This is a genomic window from Pseudomonas sp. UBA1879 (assembly GCF_002338065.1).
Classification (GTDB): domain Bacteria; phylum Pseudomonadota; class Gammaproteobacteria; order Pseudomonadales; family Pseudomonadaceae; genus Aquipseudomonas.
This window is the reverse complement of the sequence record NZ_DDHJ01000021.1, coordinates 91,866-106,884: the sequence shown is the minus strand read 5'-3', so window position 1 is coordinate 106,884 and position 15,019 is coordinate 91,866. Positions and strand designations below refer to the sequence as shown.

Sequence of the window (15,019 nt, the reverse complement as noted above, 5' to 3'; positions counted from 1 at the left end):
CCAGCAGTGCGAACGTGCAATGCAGCGCGGCGACGAGGAAGGTGATCATTGGGCCAACTCCGCAGGGATACCGACGACGAGGCCCAGCTTGTCAGCTACAACGGCGCGGCAGATCGCGACAAGCGCCGAAGGGGCATGAAGCAAGTCGGTAGGCGCATTACTCCGGCGCGGGTACGCGACCCAACCGTTGCCGACTGGACCGCTACCGATCTTGTGCGCTTCCAGTAGAGGCCCGGTCTGTTCCCAATTGACGGTCGGAGCGAAGCGAGCCCCGGTATCGGGCAAGAAAGGCCGCCATGGTGCGCCGTACTGCGGTGCTGCAAGCTCAACGCTTATTCCCGCCGCGCGAGCGACAGCCCAATCCAGCGCGGGACCGGTCAATGCGTCAGTCGTAACCTCGATGAAATCTTTCAATTCATGTCCTCCCCGGTTCAGCACGGCACCCGCGCTTGAGCTTCATCTTCGCCAGCAACTGGGCACGCGCCGCCTGCCCGTCTGGTGGAACACCCTGACGGCGCATGGTCGCGTGGATGAAGCGCTCTCCTTCCTCAACTGCGAGCTCCATTTCACTTTTCTGGCTGTCGTGCCCGATGCCCACGGCGACCTCGTCAAGCGGTTGCCCCTGCACCAGCATTCGAATGGTGATGTCGTAGGCACGGTCGAAAATCTCGCTGGCATTTGCTGACGCTAGGTCCGCCAAGTTATGCAGCTCGCATTGCAGCGCCGCGTGCCGAACGGCAGGGTGGGACCAGATCCGTGAAGCCGAGCGGCTCGGGTGTGAGTTCTCCAATGCTTCGCGGAACGCGACGTCATGGGAGGGGATGCCCAGCATCTCCGGCGTGGGCTGGCACCACTTGATGAACTTGCCGACACTGGGGGCGAAGTCGCCGCCGAGCCTGCGGCAGTTCTGGATGCCGTAACGGATCTGTTCAAGCTGGGTGATGCCCTCGGCCATGAACGCCTTGATCCAACTCCGCTTCGCAGAGGCCAGCGTTGCGGCATCGGGCCAAGCTTGCTTCCACGCCGGGAAGATCGCCTGCAACTCGCGAAACAGCGTGTTCACAACTTCCGCGGTGCCCGGCGGCAGTTCGGTTGGCACGGCGGGGATCACAGGCGGCAGGTTGCCCATGACCGACATGATCGAGGTGACGTGTTTGACCGGGGGCTTCTTCGCAACGCTCATCAAAGCGCTCCCAGATCGTGGGCCCAGCTGGTGTCGTCAAAATCAGGTCCACCCCCGCGCGGGGGAAACGGAACCACCCGGGCGCCGTTCGCCTTGTCTCGCTTTACCCAGCCGACCAAGGCAGCGATCCACTGCTTCTCGGTTTGAGCGAGCCCCTTCGCTTCGTGATGCAACACGAAACCGGCGATCGCCTCTCGGGTGAACAGGGTGACGCATAACCCCGCTCGGGTTGCGTAGGCCTTCACCAAATCAGCGTCGGGGGCCCAGTCGAGCGACATCGCAAATGGTCCGCGCGCAGAGTGTGTAGATTCTCCCTTCCCTTCCCCTTCCACTCCGGGGGGGAGGCCTCCGCTACTGTTCGACGACTGCTCGTCGAGTTGTCGCGGAGCATTCGACGACTCATCGGTGATCGGTGCAGTGAAAGCAGGGTGCTTGATTGTGGGCTTGTCGATCTTCTGGTGATGCCAGCCGTTGACGTGTAGATAGAGCTTCGCCGAATGGGCGTAGATTGATAGCAGACCATTCGACTCCAGTTCGTCGACCAGTCCGGCTACCTGAGTGGATGTGACGTCGTCACCTGGAAACACCAGTGCTTTCAGAGTTTTTGGCGACAGCGGGTGATTGCCGGCGTCGTCACAGAAATTCCAGATACCGATGAACAGCAGGCGAGCAAGCGGACTGCACTCCATTACCTGCTCACTGGTCCAGAACTCGGGTTTTATTGAGCGGATACGGGCCATTACTTGCCCTCCTGTAGAAGCTCAGCCAGGCGGATCAAGCCCTTCGGCGTGACAAGCGGCTGAAATGCTGCGCGCTCAATACCGGTTTCGATGTCTGGCTTGAGTGCAGTCACTTTGTGTTTGAGGTAACCGGAGCGGATGCGCGGTTCACGGGCAATCCACAGGGTAGAGCCGCCACGGCGGTATATCCAGCGGTTCTCCAGCATCCAGTCAAAGAGCTTCGACGGAGGCATTCCAAGCTGTTTGGCGGCATCGGTAATACAGATAGCGCCTTCGGCAGCGGCCAAACGTTTGATGGCTGCGACCTTCGGCGCCTGAAGCTCGATCACGCCCAGCAGGCGGGTATTCTCACGGGCCTGATCGGCGGCGAGCTGCAGGGCCTCGGCGTAGTTCGCGGGGATGCGCGGGGCAGCCTGCTCTTCCAGTTCCTGCCAGCGGTCAACCAAGCGCGCGGTGAATTCGGGACTGAGTTGGGCGACGACAACGAAGCTGTCACGCTTGCCGATCAGGTAGTGTTTCCCTGGACGGCCAACGCTGGCGGGGTATTCCTCAATCTGAGGAGAACTGATCACCCGGTCGCTGACCAACGTATCGATGGTGCGCTTGACGTTGTCGTGACGCTTGCCAGTCAGCTCGGCGATCTCGCGCGACGACATCACCTGATGCGTCAGGTTTTGATAGATCGGAAAACCTGACGCGCTTGGCGGGCTATTGCTCTGGTTGGTGGCTGTGTGCATAATCGGCCTCACATGTGTTGTTGAAAGAGCCGGGTTGCAGCCCGGCTTTTTTGTGTCCGCGATTCAGGCGTCCGGCGCATTCGTATCGGGTTGATGCGGTGTACTTTCGGATAACGGGGCTGGACCTTGATCCGACAGAAACCCGCCGAGGCCCTTGAATCGGTCTGCAAAAAACCGATGGTTTTCCATCAACCTGCGAGCCTCTGAAGCGTGCCATTCCGAGCGCTTGATGAGAGAGTCGTGCTCGTCGAAACCTTTCGGCCAACGCACTACTACTGGCTTGTTCGGGCCAGCATCTAAAGCGGCTATCCCAGACAAGATCTGAGCGGCCGCTTCTGCAGGGGTACCCGTGGCCCGACCTGCGATGGCTTTTACTGCGATTTCCCTGTCGCCCTCGGAAATGCCGCCGCACATGTCAGGGTTATGGAGCCATCCAGTTGAAAGGGCTAGCCGATAAAATTCTTCCCGGTTCATTCAGGCCACCTTCACGGATGCTTTCAGTTGCGCCAGCGCCCGTTCGGCGTGGTCGATTTCGCGAAGAATTCGCGCGCGCTCAACTTGGTCAACGCGGCCGTCAGCCATTGCGCTATGCGTCTCCACCGTTACTTCGGCGAACTCAAGCGCGGCACGGCCCAGGGCCTGATGGATATCGATCGCAACCGGCGCATCGGTCTTAACGACCACATAGCCAAACTCACCCGCAAGCGCGTGAAGGGGCCGCATGTCTTCGGTATGGAGCAGCAATGCGTACAAATGCTTCACGTTGAACCAGGCGCCGTCGTAATTTGCGTTCGCGCGCTGGAGCAGGCTCACCGGAGGCAAGCTCATCAGCGTGGCAAGATTCTTCGTGTTCGCGTCCTCGACGACTGCGTCACATGCCCTCAGAAATTCCTGCATTCCTAAAACCTCGGATTTGTTTATGTGGCTGACGGCCATCACGCATTGCAAAATGTGTCTGTCGCAGGGAGATCAGGCAGCGCCGAGCAAAACTTTGTGAGCCAAATCGATCAGATCAGGGCGAAGGCCAGCGATTTTGATTTCACCACCAGAGGCGTCCTGAAGGCGTTCAGCGAGTTCGGCAGAAGCTTTCCGATGACCGCCTGCGAGCTGCCAGAGGTGCCCAACAGTGGTGTTTGCGGCATCAGCTACTTGTTTACGGCGGTCGGGCGTCGCGTTGGCGAGCCAGTCGCGCAAGTGCTCATTCATAGGGGTTCTCCTAAAGATAGGAGAAATTTAGCTTAGGGCTAATATCAGAGCAAGGAATATTTAGCTGTGGGCACATTTAGCATTGAGCTAAACACTGGCATTCTTGTCCGGATGGATATCTACGCAATTCGTAAGCAGCAGTTGATCAGGCTTATAGGCACCCAGAAGAAAGGCGCGTGTGCTGAACGCTGGGGGATGGCGCCTGCCCATCTCAGTCAGATCCTTTCTGAAAAAACGGCAAAGAATTTGGGTGACGATGTCGCTCGACGCATTGAAGCCATAGAAGCGTTGCCTCGTGGCTGGTTCGATTCTTTAACGCAGGACACACCGGAATCGGTCGTAACGACTGGGGTGTCAAAGGCGTTATCACCGCGCGAAGAACCAGTTTCGACAGCTGCCGATCAAGTGCAACGTATGCTCGCGAAGGTGAAAGGACTGTCGGTCGAGGCTCGGGATCGAATCGTTGCTGCCGCGAAGGAGCCCGATGAAGGGGCGGTGAATTTGGTTCCAAGTAACTTATCGAACCTGAAGCCGACCAATGAGGAAATCGTCATTCCTCAATATGACATTCGCGCCGCAATGGGGCACGGACAGGTGCCACCAGACTATCAAGAGGTGGTGCGTAACCTGGTGGTCCGCGAAGACATCCTACGAGAGAAAGGCGTCACTTACACATCCACCACTTCCCTTGGCATGATCAACGGCTGGGGCGAGAGCATGGCCGGCACGATTAACGACAAAGACATGGTCATTGTCGACAAAGGCGTAAGGGATTTCATCGGCGAAGGTATCTACGTTCTGACCTGGCACAACGAGCTGTACATCAAGCGCGTGATGCGGCTGGATGAAGAGCATTATCGACTCATATCGGACAACCAGCACTACGAGAATCAGACGGCGCGAATTGATGACGTAACGATCCATGCAAAAGTTCTGCTGATCTGGAATGCGCGCAAGGCGTGATCGTCGACATAGTGGTAAACGCCAGCAGGGCTGTGATCGGCAATCAAACTACGTGACGGAAGTGGGATGGTATCAGGACCAAGGAAGGCCCTGCCCCATCGCGGGCTTTTATTTTGCCCGCAATTTGTGCCCTACGCGTGATGCTCCAAATACTCACTTAGCGCCTTGCGAGTCAGATCGTTCAGGGAAATGCTCTGCCGCGTTGCGGCCACGCTAGCAGCCAAGTGCAGGTCATGCCCTACCCTCACGTTGAACGATCCCTTGCACGGAATTTCCGGGTCATGCTTGAGCGACTCGCAGGTGACCAGATAATCGTCTACCGCTTCATGGAACGCCTGGGTCAATTCAGCAACCGTCTCCCCCTCATAGCTGACAAGGGAGCGAATGAACTGAAGCTTGCCGAACAGGCAGTTGTCCTCGGGGCTGGCCTCAATGGAACCATAGTAACCCCGGTATTGCAGCATGGTGCTCATCAGATCAATCCTCCTGCCTTTAGGTGATCTATCACCTGACGTTTGACGTATGCCTTTATTTCGTTGCCCGGATGGGGCTTATGCAGGTTGATCATCGCGTGCGGGTTGCCGTTGTTGAATTTCACCCTGCTGCCGCTTCCTTCAATCTGGCGATACCCAAGCCCGATCAGCAGCGAAACTAACTCGGGCCAAGTCAATCCGGCCTGCTTATTCAGCAGCTTCGCGATCAGTTTTTCTTGCTTGGACATGAAGGCTCCCTATGTGCGACTAATTTTAGTCGCAATAAAGAGTTATATCAAGCAGTCCGCGCGCTCGCGGACAGCCCGCAGTAAGCGGGCTTTTTCGTGCTCATCAGAAAGGTGCGGGCTCTTCCACCGCATCAAATTCTCCATGATCTTGGGCTCTCGGATCTTCGTCATCCGGGGCTTCCCAGCTCAGCGTTACAGAATCATCCTCATCGTTGAACGTCATCTCAATTCCGTCGACCTCGGCGAGCACGCCCATCACTTCATCCCATTCTCGATCACCATCGGTATCGAGCCGATGAATTCTGGCCCACTTTCGATCCTGAGCTATCGGATGGTTGACCATTCCAGACACCCTGAGCGTCAGGCGCTCTACTCCCGACATCGGCTTTGGCTCTTGTGATTTCTTCTGCGGGCTTGCCATCAGCTACTCCCTATTGCTGTATGTATGTACAGTTATTTCAAAGCTTAGCTCGCTGCTAACCCGCTCGTAAATACCCACCGTTAGATATTCGTCGTACCGATAGCTTACGAAAGTCAGAAAAATAAATTTCACGCAAAGCTAAATTATTTAGCTGGGAGCTATTGACGTTATTTTAGCGCATGGCTAAATTAACTCCATCGCCAGCGACAACTCGGCGAAGGGGCGGTGCCCCGGCGCTCTTTAAAAACCGAACGAAACAAACAACGAATAGACCGCACTGCCTCTACCGGCGACCGGGGATCAGACAGGCGAACGAGGAAAGCCTGCCAACGACAGGGAGAACCCTGTACGGCTGATCAAGGGCGAAATGCCTGAACCGTGCGAATGACCCGGCAAGCGATGCGCCCCGCCACTCCGGCGGTAATGGAAAAGCTTTGAAAAATTAGCGCTCTGAGCCTCGGCTATGAGGAGCGCCGGACCTCATGCGATGTGCCTTCAACTATCCCCAACTAGGCACAGGGCTGTACGTCGCATGTTGTATATGCCCGATGACCACGCCAGCAAAGCTGATCGAGCTGGCGTGAGCAGGGAAGCCCGCCGCCGCCTAAAGATCCCGAAACCTGCAATCAGCGCGCGGGGATTAGGCACCGGATGTACCTACATCGCTGATGCGTTACCCCGACCTGTCGCCAGTAGCGAGGTCGGGATTTCACTGGCTGGCCTTGGAGACAGGGCCAGACGGGAAATCAACCATAAGGAGACAGTTATGCCAGCACCCAAACGTCCCACAGTCGTCCAGCTCCAACGCCAGGCAGATGCCTGGAACGCGAAGCATCCGGCCGGAACACTGGTCAGTTACGAAAGCATCATCGGTTGCGGCGAAACGCACCGCGGCGTGACGAAAGGCGATGCCTGTGTGTGCAACGGCCACAGCACAGTGATCTTCCTCGAAGGTAAAAGCGGGTTCGTAGACTTGGAACACTGCACCGCAGTTGCCTGAATCGGAACATTCGCGCTCAGACGAAACGCCGATCTCCATTGGAGGCGACACGATATGCACCACCCGCATCTCAATTCGCCAGGTCATCCGACGGTGGAAGCGCCAACTCTGACCGGGCGAATCGAAGCCGCCCTCATGACCTTGGCATGTCAGGGTGTGCCCGGGCTGGCGACGAAAATGTCCCTGATGCACCCCAGCGCCGAGGTCAGCTCATTGGGATGCAGCAAGTTCGCAACGATCGTTCTTACTCAGACAATTGCTGCCTTAGTAGAAACTCTGCCCATTCAGCGTTCTGAGCAGATTCAGCGAGAACTAGAAGCATACCTTGCTGAGTTTTACGGGCCTCGATAACGCCATGCCACATGCCGTTTTCCAGCTCGATGACATCCCCCGCCTCAATCGCCCTCCCCGATTCATAGACCTTCGGAAGATGACTGCCGAAGTCGCGGTCGTGTTTCAACCTGTAGGTGTGCGTTAGCGCATCGCCCTCCTTTGCTGGCTGTGCTGTGTGAGAACGCCAGCCTAGCGCAAGGCCCGTCACCTGGGCAGTGGTGAGCTGGCCGCTGGCCTGCCTGATTCACCAATGCAGCATGCCGTCAGGCTGCATCGGGAATGCCCCGCCCTGAGGAATGATCATGCCGAAAACCAAAGAATCACCCCTTCCGAAATTTGTCGTTCGGCTGCCGGACAACCTCCGCGAGAAGGTTGAGATTGCGGCTGATGCGGCAGACACGTCCATGAACACCATCTTCGTCCGCGCCCTTCGCCAATTCTTGGACAAGCAGGCCCGGCAGGATCTGCTGCTTGACGCCTTGGCTCGCGCAGCAGGGGAAAAGACTGACGCCGCTGGAAATTGATTTCACTGGCTGGCCTTCAAACGAGGGCCAGATGGGAAATCACCCACCCTGAGGAACACCCATGAAATCAAAAGCGTTACTGCTGGCCGTGCTGCTGAGTGTTTCGGCCGCTGCCAGTGCGGCACCGCCTACCCTGCGTTTCTGCACCGGCGGCGAAGGTGGCTTCTATGAAAGCCTAGGTACCAGCATCGGCAACACGATTGCCAAGCAGGACAGCGGCGAGGTTAAGATCATCAACACCGGCGGCAGCGTCGAGAACGCCGAGAAGCTGAAAGACGGCACCTGTGATATTGCGGTCATTCAAAACGATGCCGTCATCAGCCTGCCGATGCCCGCCGACCTCAAGGTCAGCGACGCGCATCAGGAGGTCATTTACTGGCTGCACGGCAAAGCCGGTGTGGACGACTTCGGCAAGATGGAAAAGGACAGCGTCGCAGCGAAATACGCGTTTGCGGCGGTGTCCGGCTCCGGTGCGCTGGTCACCGTGCGCAACTGGATCAAGACAGACAAAGACTACGAAGGCGCGCGTATCGTCGAGTTTGATGACTGGTACAGCGCTGCTGAGGCGGTCGCCCAGGGCTATGTCACGAAGGCTGGTGTCCGGATCGAAATCGCTGGGATGCTGTACATAGGCCGGTCTGGGAAGATCCCGAGCGATATCACCGCCGATTTCAGCAAACAGATCATGATCGGCGAGGTAAACGACAACTCGTTCGAGGATGCGAAGGACGCCAACAACAACCCGCTGTACACGCATTGCGTCGTCGATAAGGAAGGTCAGAGCGGGCTGGAAACCTCCACTATGGGCAAGCCCGACACTTACTGCCTGCGCGCTCAGATCGTGTTCAACAACGACTACCTGAAGAGCATGCAGCCGGATGAAGCCAAGAAGGTCCGTCGGGCAGTGGACAAGGGCATTAACAGCGTCGTGAAGGTGGTGCGGTGATCAGCCGCTTAATCCTCCTGCTATTGGTTGGCGCAGCTTTACTGCTCGCCGCCAGCTTTTTGCACATCATCTCCATCGCATACCTGGCTGGCATCGTCAGCGGTCTGCTCCTAGGCATGGTGATGTGGTTTCGGCTGAGCAGGTAAGGGTCGCAGATGGAAGCAACAGGTAAGCGCGTTCAGATCGAATTAGAACACGCCGCGGGCTCGATGAAGTTCGACGGTGATCTTGCTGAGGGATTGTTTCTAGCTGCCCGGCACCTTACCGGCCAGGAGCGATTGTGTCTCATCGCAAAATTGCAGGAGAAGCACTTAGAGCTTGAAGCCCTAGGGCGCTGAAGGTCAGCCGTACCGACACAACAGCGCAATTCCCTTGGCAATTACGATCGGGCATTTGATCGAGGACGGGGATCGGAATGAGCGAGATGAGTTAGCCGTAGCTCCTCGCGAATCTGCGCAACAAGGTCCGAAATCGCGCGCATTGTGGTCAAGTTTGATACTGGTATGCCCGGTACAGTCAGATCAATCTCTTTTGTCTCAGGATTAATCAACTGGATGGTTAGGGTGCCGGCATCGTTCGGACTGCAGATGCACTCTACGGGCAGAAAGCTAGATTCGATGATATGTCGTAATTCGAGTGTCGATATCATTTTGTGCTCCTCCCAAGAACACTCGGTGTGGAGGGCAGAAAACCCTCAGTGCGATCTCGGATCTCATCCCTCTGACGTGTGGTCAGGCTAGCCTAAACCCATTCTCCTGGATCATGAACCATCGATTTGATCTTAGACCAGGGCTCATCCATACGAGTCGCGCCGATGGAAACTGGCCGGCCCTGGCTGCTTCCTATGCATCCAATCGTTATGTCTGGCGACGCAGGTCATTAACTGACAAAGGGTTTCTAATAATGAGAAAAACCAACGGGCATACCGCCTCACCCAGCATCCGCTAGCAGGATCCACGTACAAGGCGTGGCCAATTAGCAACGTGAAAAGCCCTGCGTCGACAGGGCTTTTTTTCGCCTCGCGTTTATCCGCCAGCACTCTCCCCCGCGCCCAACGGCAAACAGCCGGCGGCCAGAGTGCTGACGAATGAACGCAAACAACTGAGGGAAAGGACATGAATCAGACAATCAGCCAGATGCGCGCCGTTCACGAAGCGTTGCGCCAGCGCACCCAGCAAGCTACTGCCGAGTTCAATGCCAAGCCGCGCTTCGCCGTCATTCCGCACGGCAACAACCTGTTCGGCGTGCTGGACCGGAAGACCGGCGCCGAGCGCGTCGAGGTCGCGGGCCACTCAAACGCGTGCCGGTCGGCGCAACAACTCGAAAACACCGCCTCCTTCCTCCGCGAAGCGCAAATCGGTGTCGGGGGCTTCGCGCGCTGGATGCTTTGCTGGACCGCCGCCTTCGCGGTCATTCTCGCTGCATTCGTGTTCATCGGAATGAGCTGGTGAACTTCGTACCGCTGGCTGATCCCCGAAAAAAGATCATCGAAGACTTACGGGCACAGATCGATCACTTCATGGCCACTGGCAAGAAGGTTCAACCGGTCGCGTCCTTCCCCGAACGTCCGCCCGTACCGCCGCGGAGCAACTACGTCGACCCCGACACAGTGCTGAAGCGCAAGCGGCGGCGCCTGAACAACGCCGATCGCCAGCAGGTTCGACGGATCACGGAGGCAATATGAGCAAGCGCAAACCGTGCAACCGCAAGGTCCAGGTCGAACGGAGCATGCGCGCGCTGCTGGGTACCAATCACGCGGCCGTCATCAGCATCGACCCGAGCGGCCTCCAGATCATGCTCAGCTGGAAGTCCGGGAAACAGATCCTGGTCAAGCAGGTTGCCGATGCTCTCTGCGATATCGCGCATCGCTGGACCATCTACATCGCCGCTATCTGCGTGCGGCAGGACGGCGCCCAGTACATCAAGTCAATAGACATCAGGCCGGATGGCATACATCGCGTCGAACGCCTATCGGATGTGATCGAGCACTTCTACAACGAAGTCCGCGACGACTGTAACCCGAACCATCGCGTTGGCATGGGCTGGCTCGCGGTTCCCGGCATTGTGCCCATCCCTGAATCGAGGCTTTCCGCGCTCTTCGCATCAGTCGGCGCTTGGAACCAGGTGAAGGTCGCCGCGTGAAACGCCTTTTCAAATCCTCTCAGCGCCGTAAGCGCGAACCACAACACCACCTACCACCTAGCGGGCTCGCGCCCATCTCGGAGCATCCACAATGCCAACACCCACAGATACCGCCGAGTTCCTCAACGAACTCAACGGCGGCGCCTTCGCCAGCCAGATTGGCCACGCCCTCTCAGAAGTCGCCGGCGGCGTCGTTGACAACGGCAAGCCCGGCAAACTGGTGATCACGCTCGACATCACCCAGATCGGTGAAACCCACCAGGTGAAGGTGAAGCACAAGCTCGCTTACAAGGTGCCGACCAAGCGCGGCGACCGCAGCGAGAACACCAGCCTCGACACGCCGATGCACGTCGGCACAGGCGGCAAGGTCACGCTATTTCAGGAAAAGCACGACCAGATGTTTACCCGCGACGAAGCGCCGATTCCTCGTCGTTCCTAATTCCATTCACCACCCAGAAGAGACCGAAACATGTCCCTGACGAAAGAAGCGATTCAACTGATCACCGACACCGCGCTCGAAGCCACTGGCAAAGCGCTGCCGACCTTCACGCCCACGGCGGTACTGCCGGAAGGTGCAAAAGTGCTGGATCTGGAAAAGTACCAGGCATTTCGCAGCCGCTTTCGTGGCACTTTCTCCACCCATTCCCTGGCCGACTTCAGCGCCTATGTGCTTGACCGTGCAGGCGCCAGCGCTCGCGGCTTTATCGATCAGGACCAGATGAGCTGCACCTTGCTGTTCAACCTGGGCGATACCTCGGCTCCGGGCCACGCAGATGATCGAGCGGTGTTGAAGCTGAAAGCAACTGCGGGCTACACCGCCGCACAGCAGATCGCAGGCAACCGCCTGGCACAAAAAGACCTGAGCGACTGGATCGAAGATTGGCATCAGTACCTTACGCCAGTCGATGACGCGGGCAATCCGATCCCGGTGGCGAAGGCAATCGCCGCCGTGCGCACGATCACGGTCAAGGCCACCAGCGAATCGGAAACCACTGTGGGCGACACCAGCGCTAGTCGTAGCGCCATGGATCAGATCGAGGCGCGCAGCAAGGAAACTTTGCCAACGGCGTTGCTCTTCAACGTTATCCCATTTGAAGGGCTGACCGAGCAGCAAATCAATCTGCGCATTTCGGTGATCACCAGCGGGCCGGTCCCGGTACTGAAACTGCGCTGGGTCGGTGAAGAGGTTCAGCGCGAGGCGATTGCCGAGGAGTTCAAGGCTGTACTGGAAGCAAAGATAGGCACTGCGGCCAAACTCGCGCTGGGCGCGTTTGATACTAAGTAGAGGAGCGTTGACTTAATCTTTTCAGTTCTTTGCGGACTCTAGCAGCTTTAAACACGAAGCTAACAGCGCCGGGGATAACTCTTTAAGGCGCTGTATCTCGATAGCGCGCTCCTGATGAGTCATGAACTTAGAGTTGTCAAGCGTGAAAAGCAACGCGGTTAACGCTGCACGCAGAATGTGGATCTGCACGTTTCTAGCAGGATTATAGTCGTCATCGAAATTGTTGTTCAGCCGGTCAAGTATACGTTGGAACGTCACGGCGATGCTCTGATCGGCATCGCCTGCGTCTTCCTCATAAAACGGTTTTACGGCCAGCTCCAACGAGTCGGAATACTCTTTCGCTATCAAATACAAGCGACCCGCTTGTGCCAAAGACTTTTCCTCGGCTATCTGTCGAGCGAGTTTTCTCTGATGCCGATTTTGACTGCTGGCAATGAAGATCGCTGAGAATATTGCCACTATCGATCCCACAGCCTGTACCCATGAAGCAAGGCCTGGGTTGTGCTCAATCCAAAAAGAAACACTTGCCCAATCCATCTATTGCTTTCTCCTGATGCCCGGCTCCATGCCTGTCACCACGTATAGCCCACAGTCAACCTCCGCTGCCAAGTGTCGTAGGCCAGTCCTAAGGCTAATCGTGATTGTGAGCTTTAAACCACGCCAGCACTTCATTAACCAAATCGGACAATTTCTGCATCTGATCCGGTTCGAAGGCCCCGGCTTTTGAAATCCAAATATCCAGCGGGTCGGCATGGCTCAGACCCGACGATTCGATCATGTACTCGACCATCCGAAAGCTTGCCTGAGCATCAGCCTCTAATTCACCACGTCTGACTGTTGCGATACCCATAGCACAAGCGCGGAGTGCTCCGCCCATGGCGAAGGCTTGTCCCAACGGATGTTTGGCGTGCAGCATGTGGCTTGCATCTATGAAGTGCTTGATGGCTGAGTCGAAGGGCATAGCAGTATCCAAACGAATGGACAGGCATTCTATCCGTTTGGAAACATGTGGAAAATACACCTACCGTCGGGAGTATTAATGAGACTGACAGCTATCAAATCTGCTCAGTTAAGGCTCAGAGCCGCTCACACAGCTGCATCCGCTGCTGACTCGACAGCAATCACAGCTTGGGCGGCCTCCTCAGGTGTATATGCAGCATCGTTGAGCAGCAGTTCAATTGCAGCCTCTGCAAGTGAATCAATATTCAGGCCTTGGCTAACCGCGGCTTGAAGGCCTGCCACCAACGCTATTCTGAAAACACGCTCTCTATTTTCTGTCATGGACGCCTCCTTTCGAACCAACTGCTCAGCGATCCAGTAGCACGTCATAGGCAATCCGGCGGATCGTGGTTGCGGCCACCAAACCCTGCCGATCGAGTGCCGGGTAGTGTCCGATGAATTCGACTGCGCCGTCGCATAGCGTATCCATGCGGACGCCCTGTTTTTTGGCTGTGACCAACAGCGCCTTAATCGCCATCTTCATGGCAGCTTCCCGGTTATCGCTCATGACCATCTCCTTGGTAGTCTTGAGAGCGTAGCGATATTTTTACCCAAAGCGTCAAATTAGTGCGCAGCCGGTCGGGATTCGGCGGATACAGAGCTCAGGCGGTATTAGCGGTTAGCTCACCGGTCATTCCCGGGAAACCATTTCCACACTGTGCTCTATCTCTAAGATTGCTTGGTCTAGGTGCCATTCCGGTTGAGACTCGTTGGCGACCAGCAGCTCAGCAGCAAACTCCGCCAGCTCATCGACATCCATCCCAGCCTGACGCGCAGTTTGAATGACAGCGGTCAACGCCAACTCCAGAGCTACTTCTCGATCCTCGCTCATGACGTCCTCCAATTGCAGGAGCATAGAGCGTAGCCAACTAAAGGTATGCCCGCCACCCGCGTTGGCGCGAGATCGAAAGATCGTATACCAGGCTCAGGAAGCCGAGCACGCATTAAGTCACGAGCATCCTTTCCACCTGAGGCAAGCCCCTGCGGCAGGGGTAATTACACAACCTGCCTATCATACAGACTAGACTTTGTATGATTTGGCCAAATATTGAATCGACCAGAAACATCTTTAAGTGTTTCGAACAGCCAGTCGGGCATTGATGGGGAAAACATAACGTCTTTGAGCAACAAATTTAAATCCACCTCACAAACCATTGATAGCGTTCCAGGCACTGAGTAGCCGTAGTAAGGGTACTCACTATCAGTAGAGTGCCATTTACTGTTTTCATAATTAAGCGCAAGGAGCCTAATCTCATGTTCATGAGAAAAACTCCTGCGTTTTACCAACGCTGGAAACAGCACGTTTCCCGCCAAATTAGGAATATAAACTGAATAATCCTCATATCGAACTGCACCGATGAAAATCTCACCAGGTGCAATTATGGAGTTTTTTAAACTCCCAATGGTAGTTTTTATTGCTACGCCAGCATGGCGAGTAGCGTACAGATCCCACATCGCTGCAGACTCATGTTCATTGGCATGCCAGCAATTCACGAAAAGAAATCCCCTACGTATTGCTTGGACCTCACGTGTTTCAGGGTTAGAGCTTTCGTAACCCACTGAGTAAGCGCCCTCCCAAGGGTCTTCAAATCTATCCAGCCTGCACATAAATAAAGATTTCGTGTGCAAAAGAGACAAATACTTCTCTACGGACATGTAGCGCCAGATGACAGTATCGTCTGGCGGCGTATTGAATTGGGAGTGGCTGGCGTACATCGCAGATCTCTACCGAATGAAAATATCAGCATAGCTAGACCCAGTTACCATTTCCACCTGAGTGTCTGGTGGTGATGCATCACTCAGTTCTGATCGCAGCCTA

The 15,019-nt window shown here is 56.2% G+C and carries 27 protein-coding genes; 10 read left to right on the top strand and 17 right to left on the bottom strand.

From position 1 onward, the window contains the following. Nucleotides 1–45: 45 nt before the first annotated feature. The 7 genes from B3N48_RS23875 to B3N48_RS23845 form a co-directional block, all read right to left on the bottom strand. Nucleotides 46–414 carry a phage protein NinX family protein gene (locus B3N48_RS23875; RefSeq protein ID WP_296187852.1) on the bottom strand — a complete coding sequence of 123 codons (369 nt, stop codon included), beginning with the start codon at nt 412–414 and terminating at the stop codon, nt 46–48. Between the two features lies 1 nt (nt 415). After that, a complete protein-coding gene (locus B3N48_RS23870; RefSeq protein ID WP_296187850.1) occupies nt 416–1,183 on the bottom strand; it encodes a replication protein P in 768 nt (255 codons plus the stop codon). Continuing rightward, nucleotides 1,183–1,923 (bottom strand): DnaT-like ssDNA-binding domain-containing protein, encoded by a 741-nt coding sequence (locus B3N48_RS23865; protein ID WP_296187849.1) that lies wholly within the window; start codon nt 1,921–1,923, stop codon nt 1,183–1,185. The genes B3N48_RS23870 and B3N48_RS23865 overlap by 1 nt, the downstream gene beginning before the upstream one ends. Continuing rightward, nucleotides 1,923–2,660 carry a phage antirepressor KilAC domain-containing protein gene (locus tag B3N48_RS23860; RefSeq protein WP_349677041.1) on the bottom strand — a complete coding sequence of 246 codons (738 nt, stop codon included), beginning with the start codon at nt 2,658–2,660 and terminating at the stop codon, nt 1,923–1,925. The genes B3N48_RS23865 and B3N48_RS23860 overlap by 1 nt, the downstream gene beginning before the upstream one ends. 63 nt (nt 2,661–2,723) lie before the next feature. Continuing rightward, nucleotides 2,724–3,134 (bottom strand): hypothetical protein, encoded by a 411-nt coding sequence (locus B3N48_RS23855; RefSeq protein ID WP_296187848.1) that lies wholly within the window; start codon nt 3,132–3,134, stop codon nt 2,724–2,726. Beyond that, nucleotides 3,135–3,557, bottom strand: coding sequence for a phage regulatory CII family protein (locus B3N48_RS23850; protein ID WP_296187847.1), 423 nt, complete (start codon nt 3,555–3,557; stop codon nt 3,135–3,137). Nucleotides 3,558–3,629: 72 nt separating this feature from the next. Next, nucleotides 3,630–3,866 (bottom strand): hypothetical protein, encoded by a 237-nt coding sequence (locus tag B3N48_RS23845; RefSeq protein ID WP_296187845.1) that lies wholly within the window; start codon nt 3,864–3,866, stop codon nt 3,630–3,632. A 111-nt stretch (nt 3,867–3,977) separates the two neighbouring features. Here B3N48_RS23845 and B3N48_RS23840 point away from each other — a divergent pair, with 111 nt between their 5' ends. Beyond that, nucleotides 3,978–4,829 (top strand): S24 family peptidase, encoded by an 852-nt coding sequence (locus B3N48_RS23840; protein ID WP_296188052.1) that lies wholly within the window; start codon nt 3,978–3,980, stop codon nt 4,827–4,829. Between the two features lie 131 nt (nt 4,830–4,960). Here B3N48_RS23840 and B3N48_RS23835 read toward each other — a convergent pair whose 3' ends face one another. From B3N48_RS23835 to B3N48_RS23825, 3 genes are all read right to left on the bottom strand, one after another. Continuing rightward, nucleotides 4,961–5,302 carry a type II toxin-antitoxin system HicB family antitoxin gene (locus B3N48_RS23835; RefSeq protein ID WP_296187843.1) on the bottom strand — a complete coding sequence of 114 codons (342 nt, stop codon included), beginning with the start codon at nt 5,300–5,302 and terminating at the stop codon, nt 4,961–4,963. Further along, nucleotides 5,302–5,550 (bottom strand): type II toxin-antitoxin system HicA family toxin, encoded by a 249-nt coding sequence (locus tag B3N48_RS23830; RefSeq protein WP_296187842.1) that lies wholly within the window; start codon nt 5,548–5,550, stop codon nt 5,302–5,304. Before B3N48_RS23830 ends, B3N48_RS23835 begins: the two co-directional genes overlap by 1 nt. Nucleotides 5,551–5,653: 103 nt before the next feature. Then, on the bottom strand, nt 5,654–5,971 hold the full coding sequence (locus tag B3N48_RS23825; RefSeq protein ID WP_296187841.1) for a DUF1654 domain-containing protein: 318 nt from the start codon (nt 5,969–5,971) through the stop codon (nt 5,654–5,656). A 766-nt stretch (nt 5,972–6,737) separates the two neighbouring features. On the opposite strand from B3N48_RS23825, the gene B3N48_RS23820 reads away from it, so the two are divergent. The 4 genes from B3N48_RS23820 (at nt 6,738) to B3N48_RS23805 (ending at nt 9,112) form a co-directional block, all read left to right on the top strand. Further along, entirely contained in the window at nt 6,738–6,971 is a 234-nt protein-coding gene (locus B3N48_RS23820) for a hypothetical protein (RefSeq protein WP_296187840.1), read from the top strand. 635 nt (nt 6,972–7,606) lie between these two features. Next, nucleotides 7,607–7,828 carry an Arc family DNA-binding protein gene (locus B3N48_RS23815; RefSeq protein ID WP_296187839.1) on the top strand — a complete coding sequence of 74 codons (222 nt, stop codon included), beginning with the start codon at nt 7,607–7,609 and terminating at the stop codon, nt 7,826–7,828. 61 nt (nt 7,829–7,889) lie between these two features. After that, on the top strand, nt 7,890–8,774 hold the full coding sequence (locus B3N48_RS23810) for a TAXI family TRAP transporter solute-binding subunit (protein ID WP_296187836.1): 885 nt from the start codon (nt 7,890–7,892) through the stop codon (nt 8,772–8,774). 155 nt (nt 8,775–8,929) lie between these two features. Continuing rightward, nucleotides 8,930–9,112 carry a hypothetical protein gene (locus B3N48_RS23805; RefSeq protein WP_296187835.1) on the top strand — a complete coding sequence of 61 codons (183 nt, stop codon included), beginning with the start codon at nt 8,930–8,932 and terminating at the stop codon, nt 9,110–9,112. A gap of 41 nt (nt 9,113–9,153) precedes the next feature. Here B3N48_RS23805 and B3N48_RS23800 read toward each other — a convergent pair whose 3' ends face one another. Next, nucleotides 9,154–9,423, bottom strand: a complete 270-nt coding sequence (locus B3N48_RS23800; protein ID WP_296187834.1) for a DUF1652 domain-containing protein — start codon at nt 9,421–9,423, stop codon at nt 9,154–9,156. Nucleotides 9,424–9,889: 466 nt separating this feature from the next. Between B3N48_RS23800 and B3N48_RS23795 the strand changes: the two genes are divergently transcribed. From B3N48_RS23795 to B3N48_RS23775, 5 genes are all read left to right on the top strand, one after another. After that, the gene (locus B3N48_RS23795; RefSeq protein ID WP_296187833.1) at nt 9,890–10,225 is read left to right on the top strand and encodes a hypothetical protein; all 336 of its coding nucleotides are present in this window, start codon (nt 9,890–9,892) and stop codon (nt 10,223–10,225) included. Next, nucleotides 10,222–10,458 carry a hypothetical protein gene (locus B3N48_RS23790; RefSeq protein WP_296187832.1) on the top strand — a complete coding sequence of 79 codons (237 nt, stop codon included), beginning with the start codon at nt 10,222–10,224 and terminating at the stop codon, nt 10,456–10,458. Before B3N48_RS23795 ends, B3N48_RS23790 begins: the two co-directional genes overlap by 4 nt. Further along, a complete protein-coding gene (locus B3N48_RS23785) occupies nt 10,455–10,916 on the top strand; it encodes a hypothetical protein (protein ID WP_296187831.1) in 462 nt (153 codons plus the stop codon). Before B3N48_RS23790 ends, B3N48_RS23785 begins: the two co-directional genes overlap by 4 nt. A gap of 91 nt (nt 10,917–11,007) precedes the next feature. After that, nucleotides 11,008–11,355 (top strand): hypothetical protein, encoded by a 348-nt coding sequence (locus B3N48_RS23780; protein WP_296187830.1) that lies wholly within the window; start codon nt 11,008–11,010, stop codon nt 11,353–11,355. A 30-nt stretch (nt 11,356–11,385) separates the two neighbouring features. Continuing rightward, nucleotides 11,386–12,201: a DUF2303 family protein gene (locus tag B3N48_RS23775; protein WP_296187829.1), complete on the top strand. Its 816-nt coding sequence runs from the start codon at nt 11,386–11,388 to the stop codon at nt 12,199–12,201. A 21-nt stretch (nt 12,202–12,222) separates the two neighbouring features. On the opposite strand, the gene B3N48_RS23770 is transcribed toward B3N48_RS23775, so the two are convergent. The 6 genes from B3N48_RS23770 to B3N48_RS23745 form a co-directional block, all read right to left on the bottom strand. Then, the gene (locus B3N48_RS23770; RefSeq protein WP_296187828.1) at nt 12,223–12,738 is read right to left on the bottom strand and encodes a hypothetical protein; all 516 of its coding nucleotides are present in this window, start codon (nt 12,736–12,738) and stop codon (nt 12,223–12,225) included. 94 nt (nt 12,739–12,832) lie between these two features. Further along, complete coding sequence (locus tag B3N48_RS23765; RefSeq protein WP_296187827.1) at nt 12,833–13,162, bottom strand: hypothetical protein; 330 nt, start codon at nt 13,160–13,162, stop codon at nt 12,833–12,835. A gap of 125 nt (nt 13,163–13,287) precedes the next feature. Further along, entirely contained in the window at nt 13,288–13,482 is a 195-nt protein-coding gene (locus B3N48_RS23760) for a hypothetical protein (protein ID WP_296187825.1), read from the bottom strand. A 25-nt stretch (nt 13,483–13,507) separates the two neighbouring features. Next, nucleotides 13,508–13,708 (bottom strand): hypothetical protein, encoded by a 201-nt coding sequence (locus B3N48_RS23755; protein WP_296187822.1) that lies wholly within the window; start codon nt 13,706–13,708, stop codon nt 13,508–13,510. Nucleotides 13,709–13,831: 123 nt separating this feature from the next. Continuing rightward, nucleotides 13,832–14,032 carry a hypothetical protein gene (locus B3N48_RS23750; RefSeq protein ID WP_296187820.1) on the bottom strand — a complete coding sequence of 67 codons (201 nt, stop codon included), beginning with the start codon at nt 14,030–14,032 and terminating at the stop codon, nt 13,832–13,834. Between the two features lie 164 nt (nt 14,033–14,196). Beyond that, complete coding sequence (locus B3N48_RS23745) at nt 14,197–14,916, bottom strand: hypothetical protein (protein WP_296187819.1); 720 nt, start codon at nt 14,914–14,916, stop codon at nt 14,197–14,199. Nucleotides 14,917–15,019 lie beyond the last annotated feature (103 nt).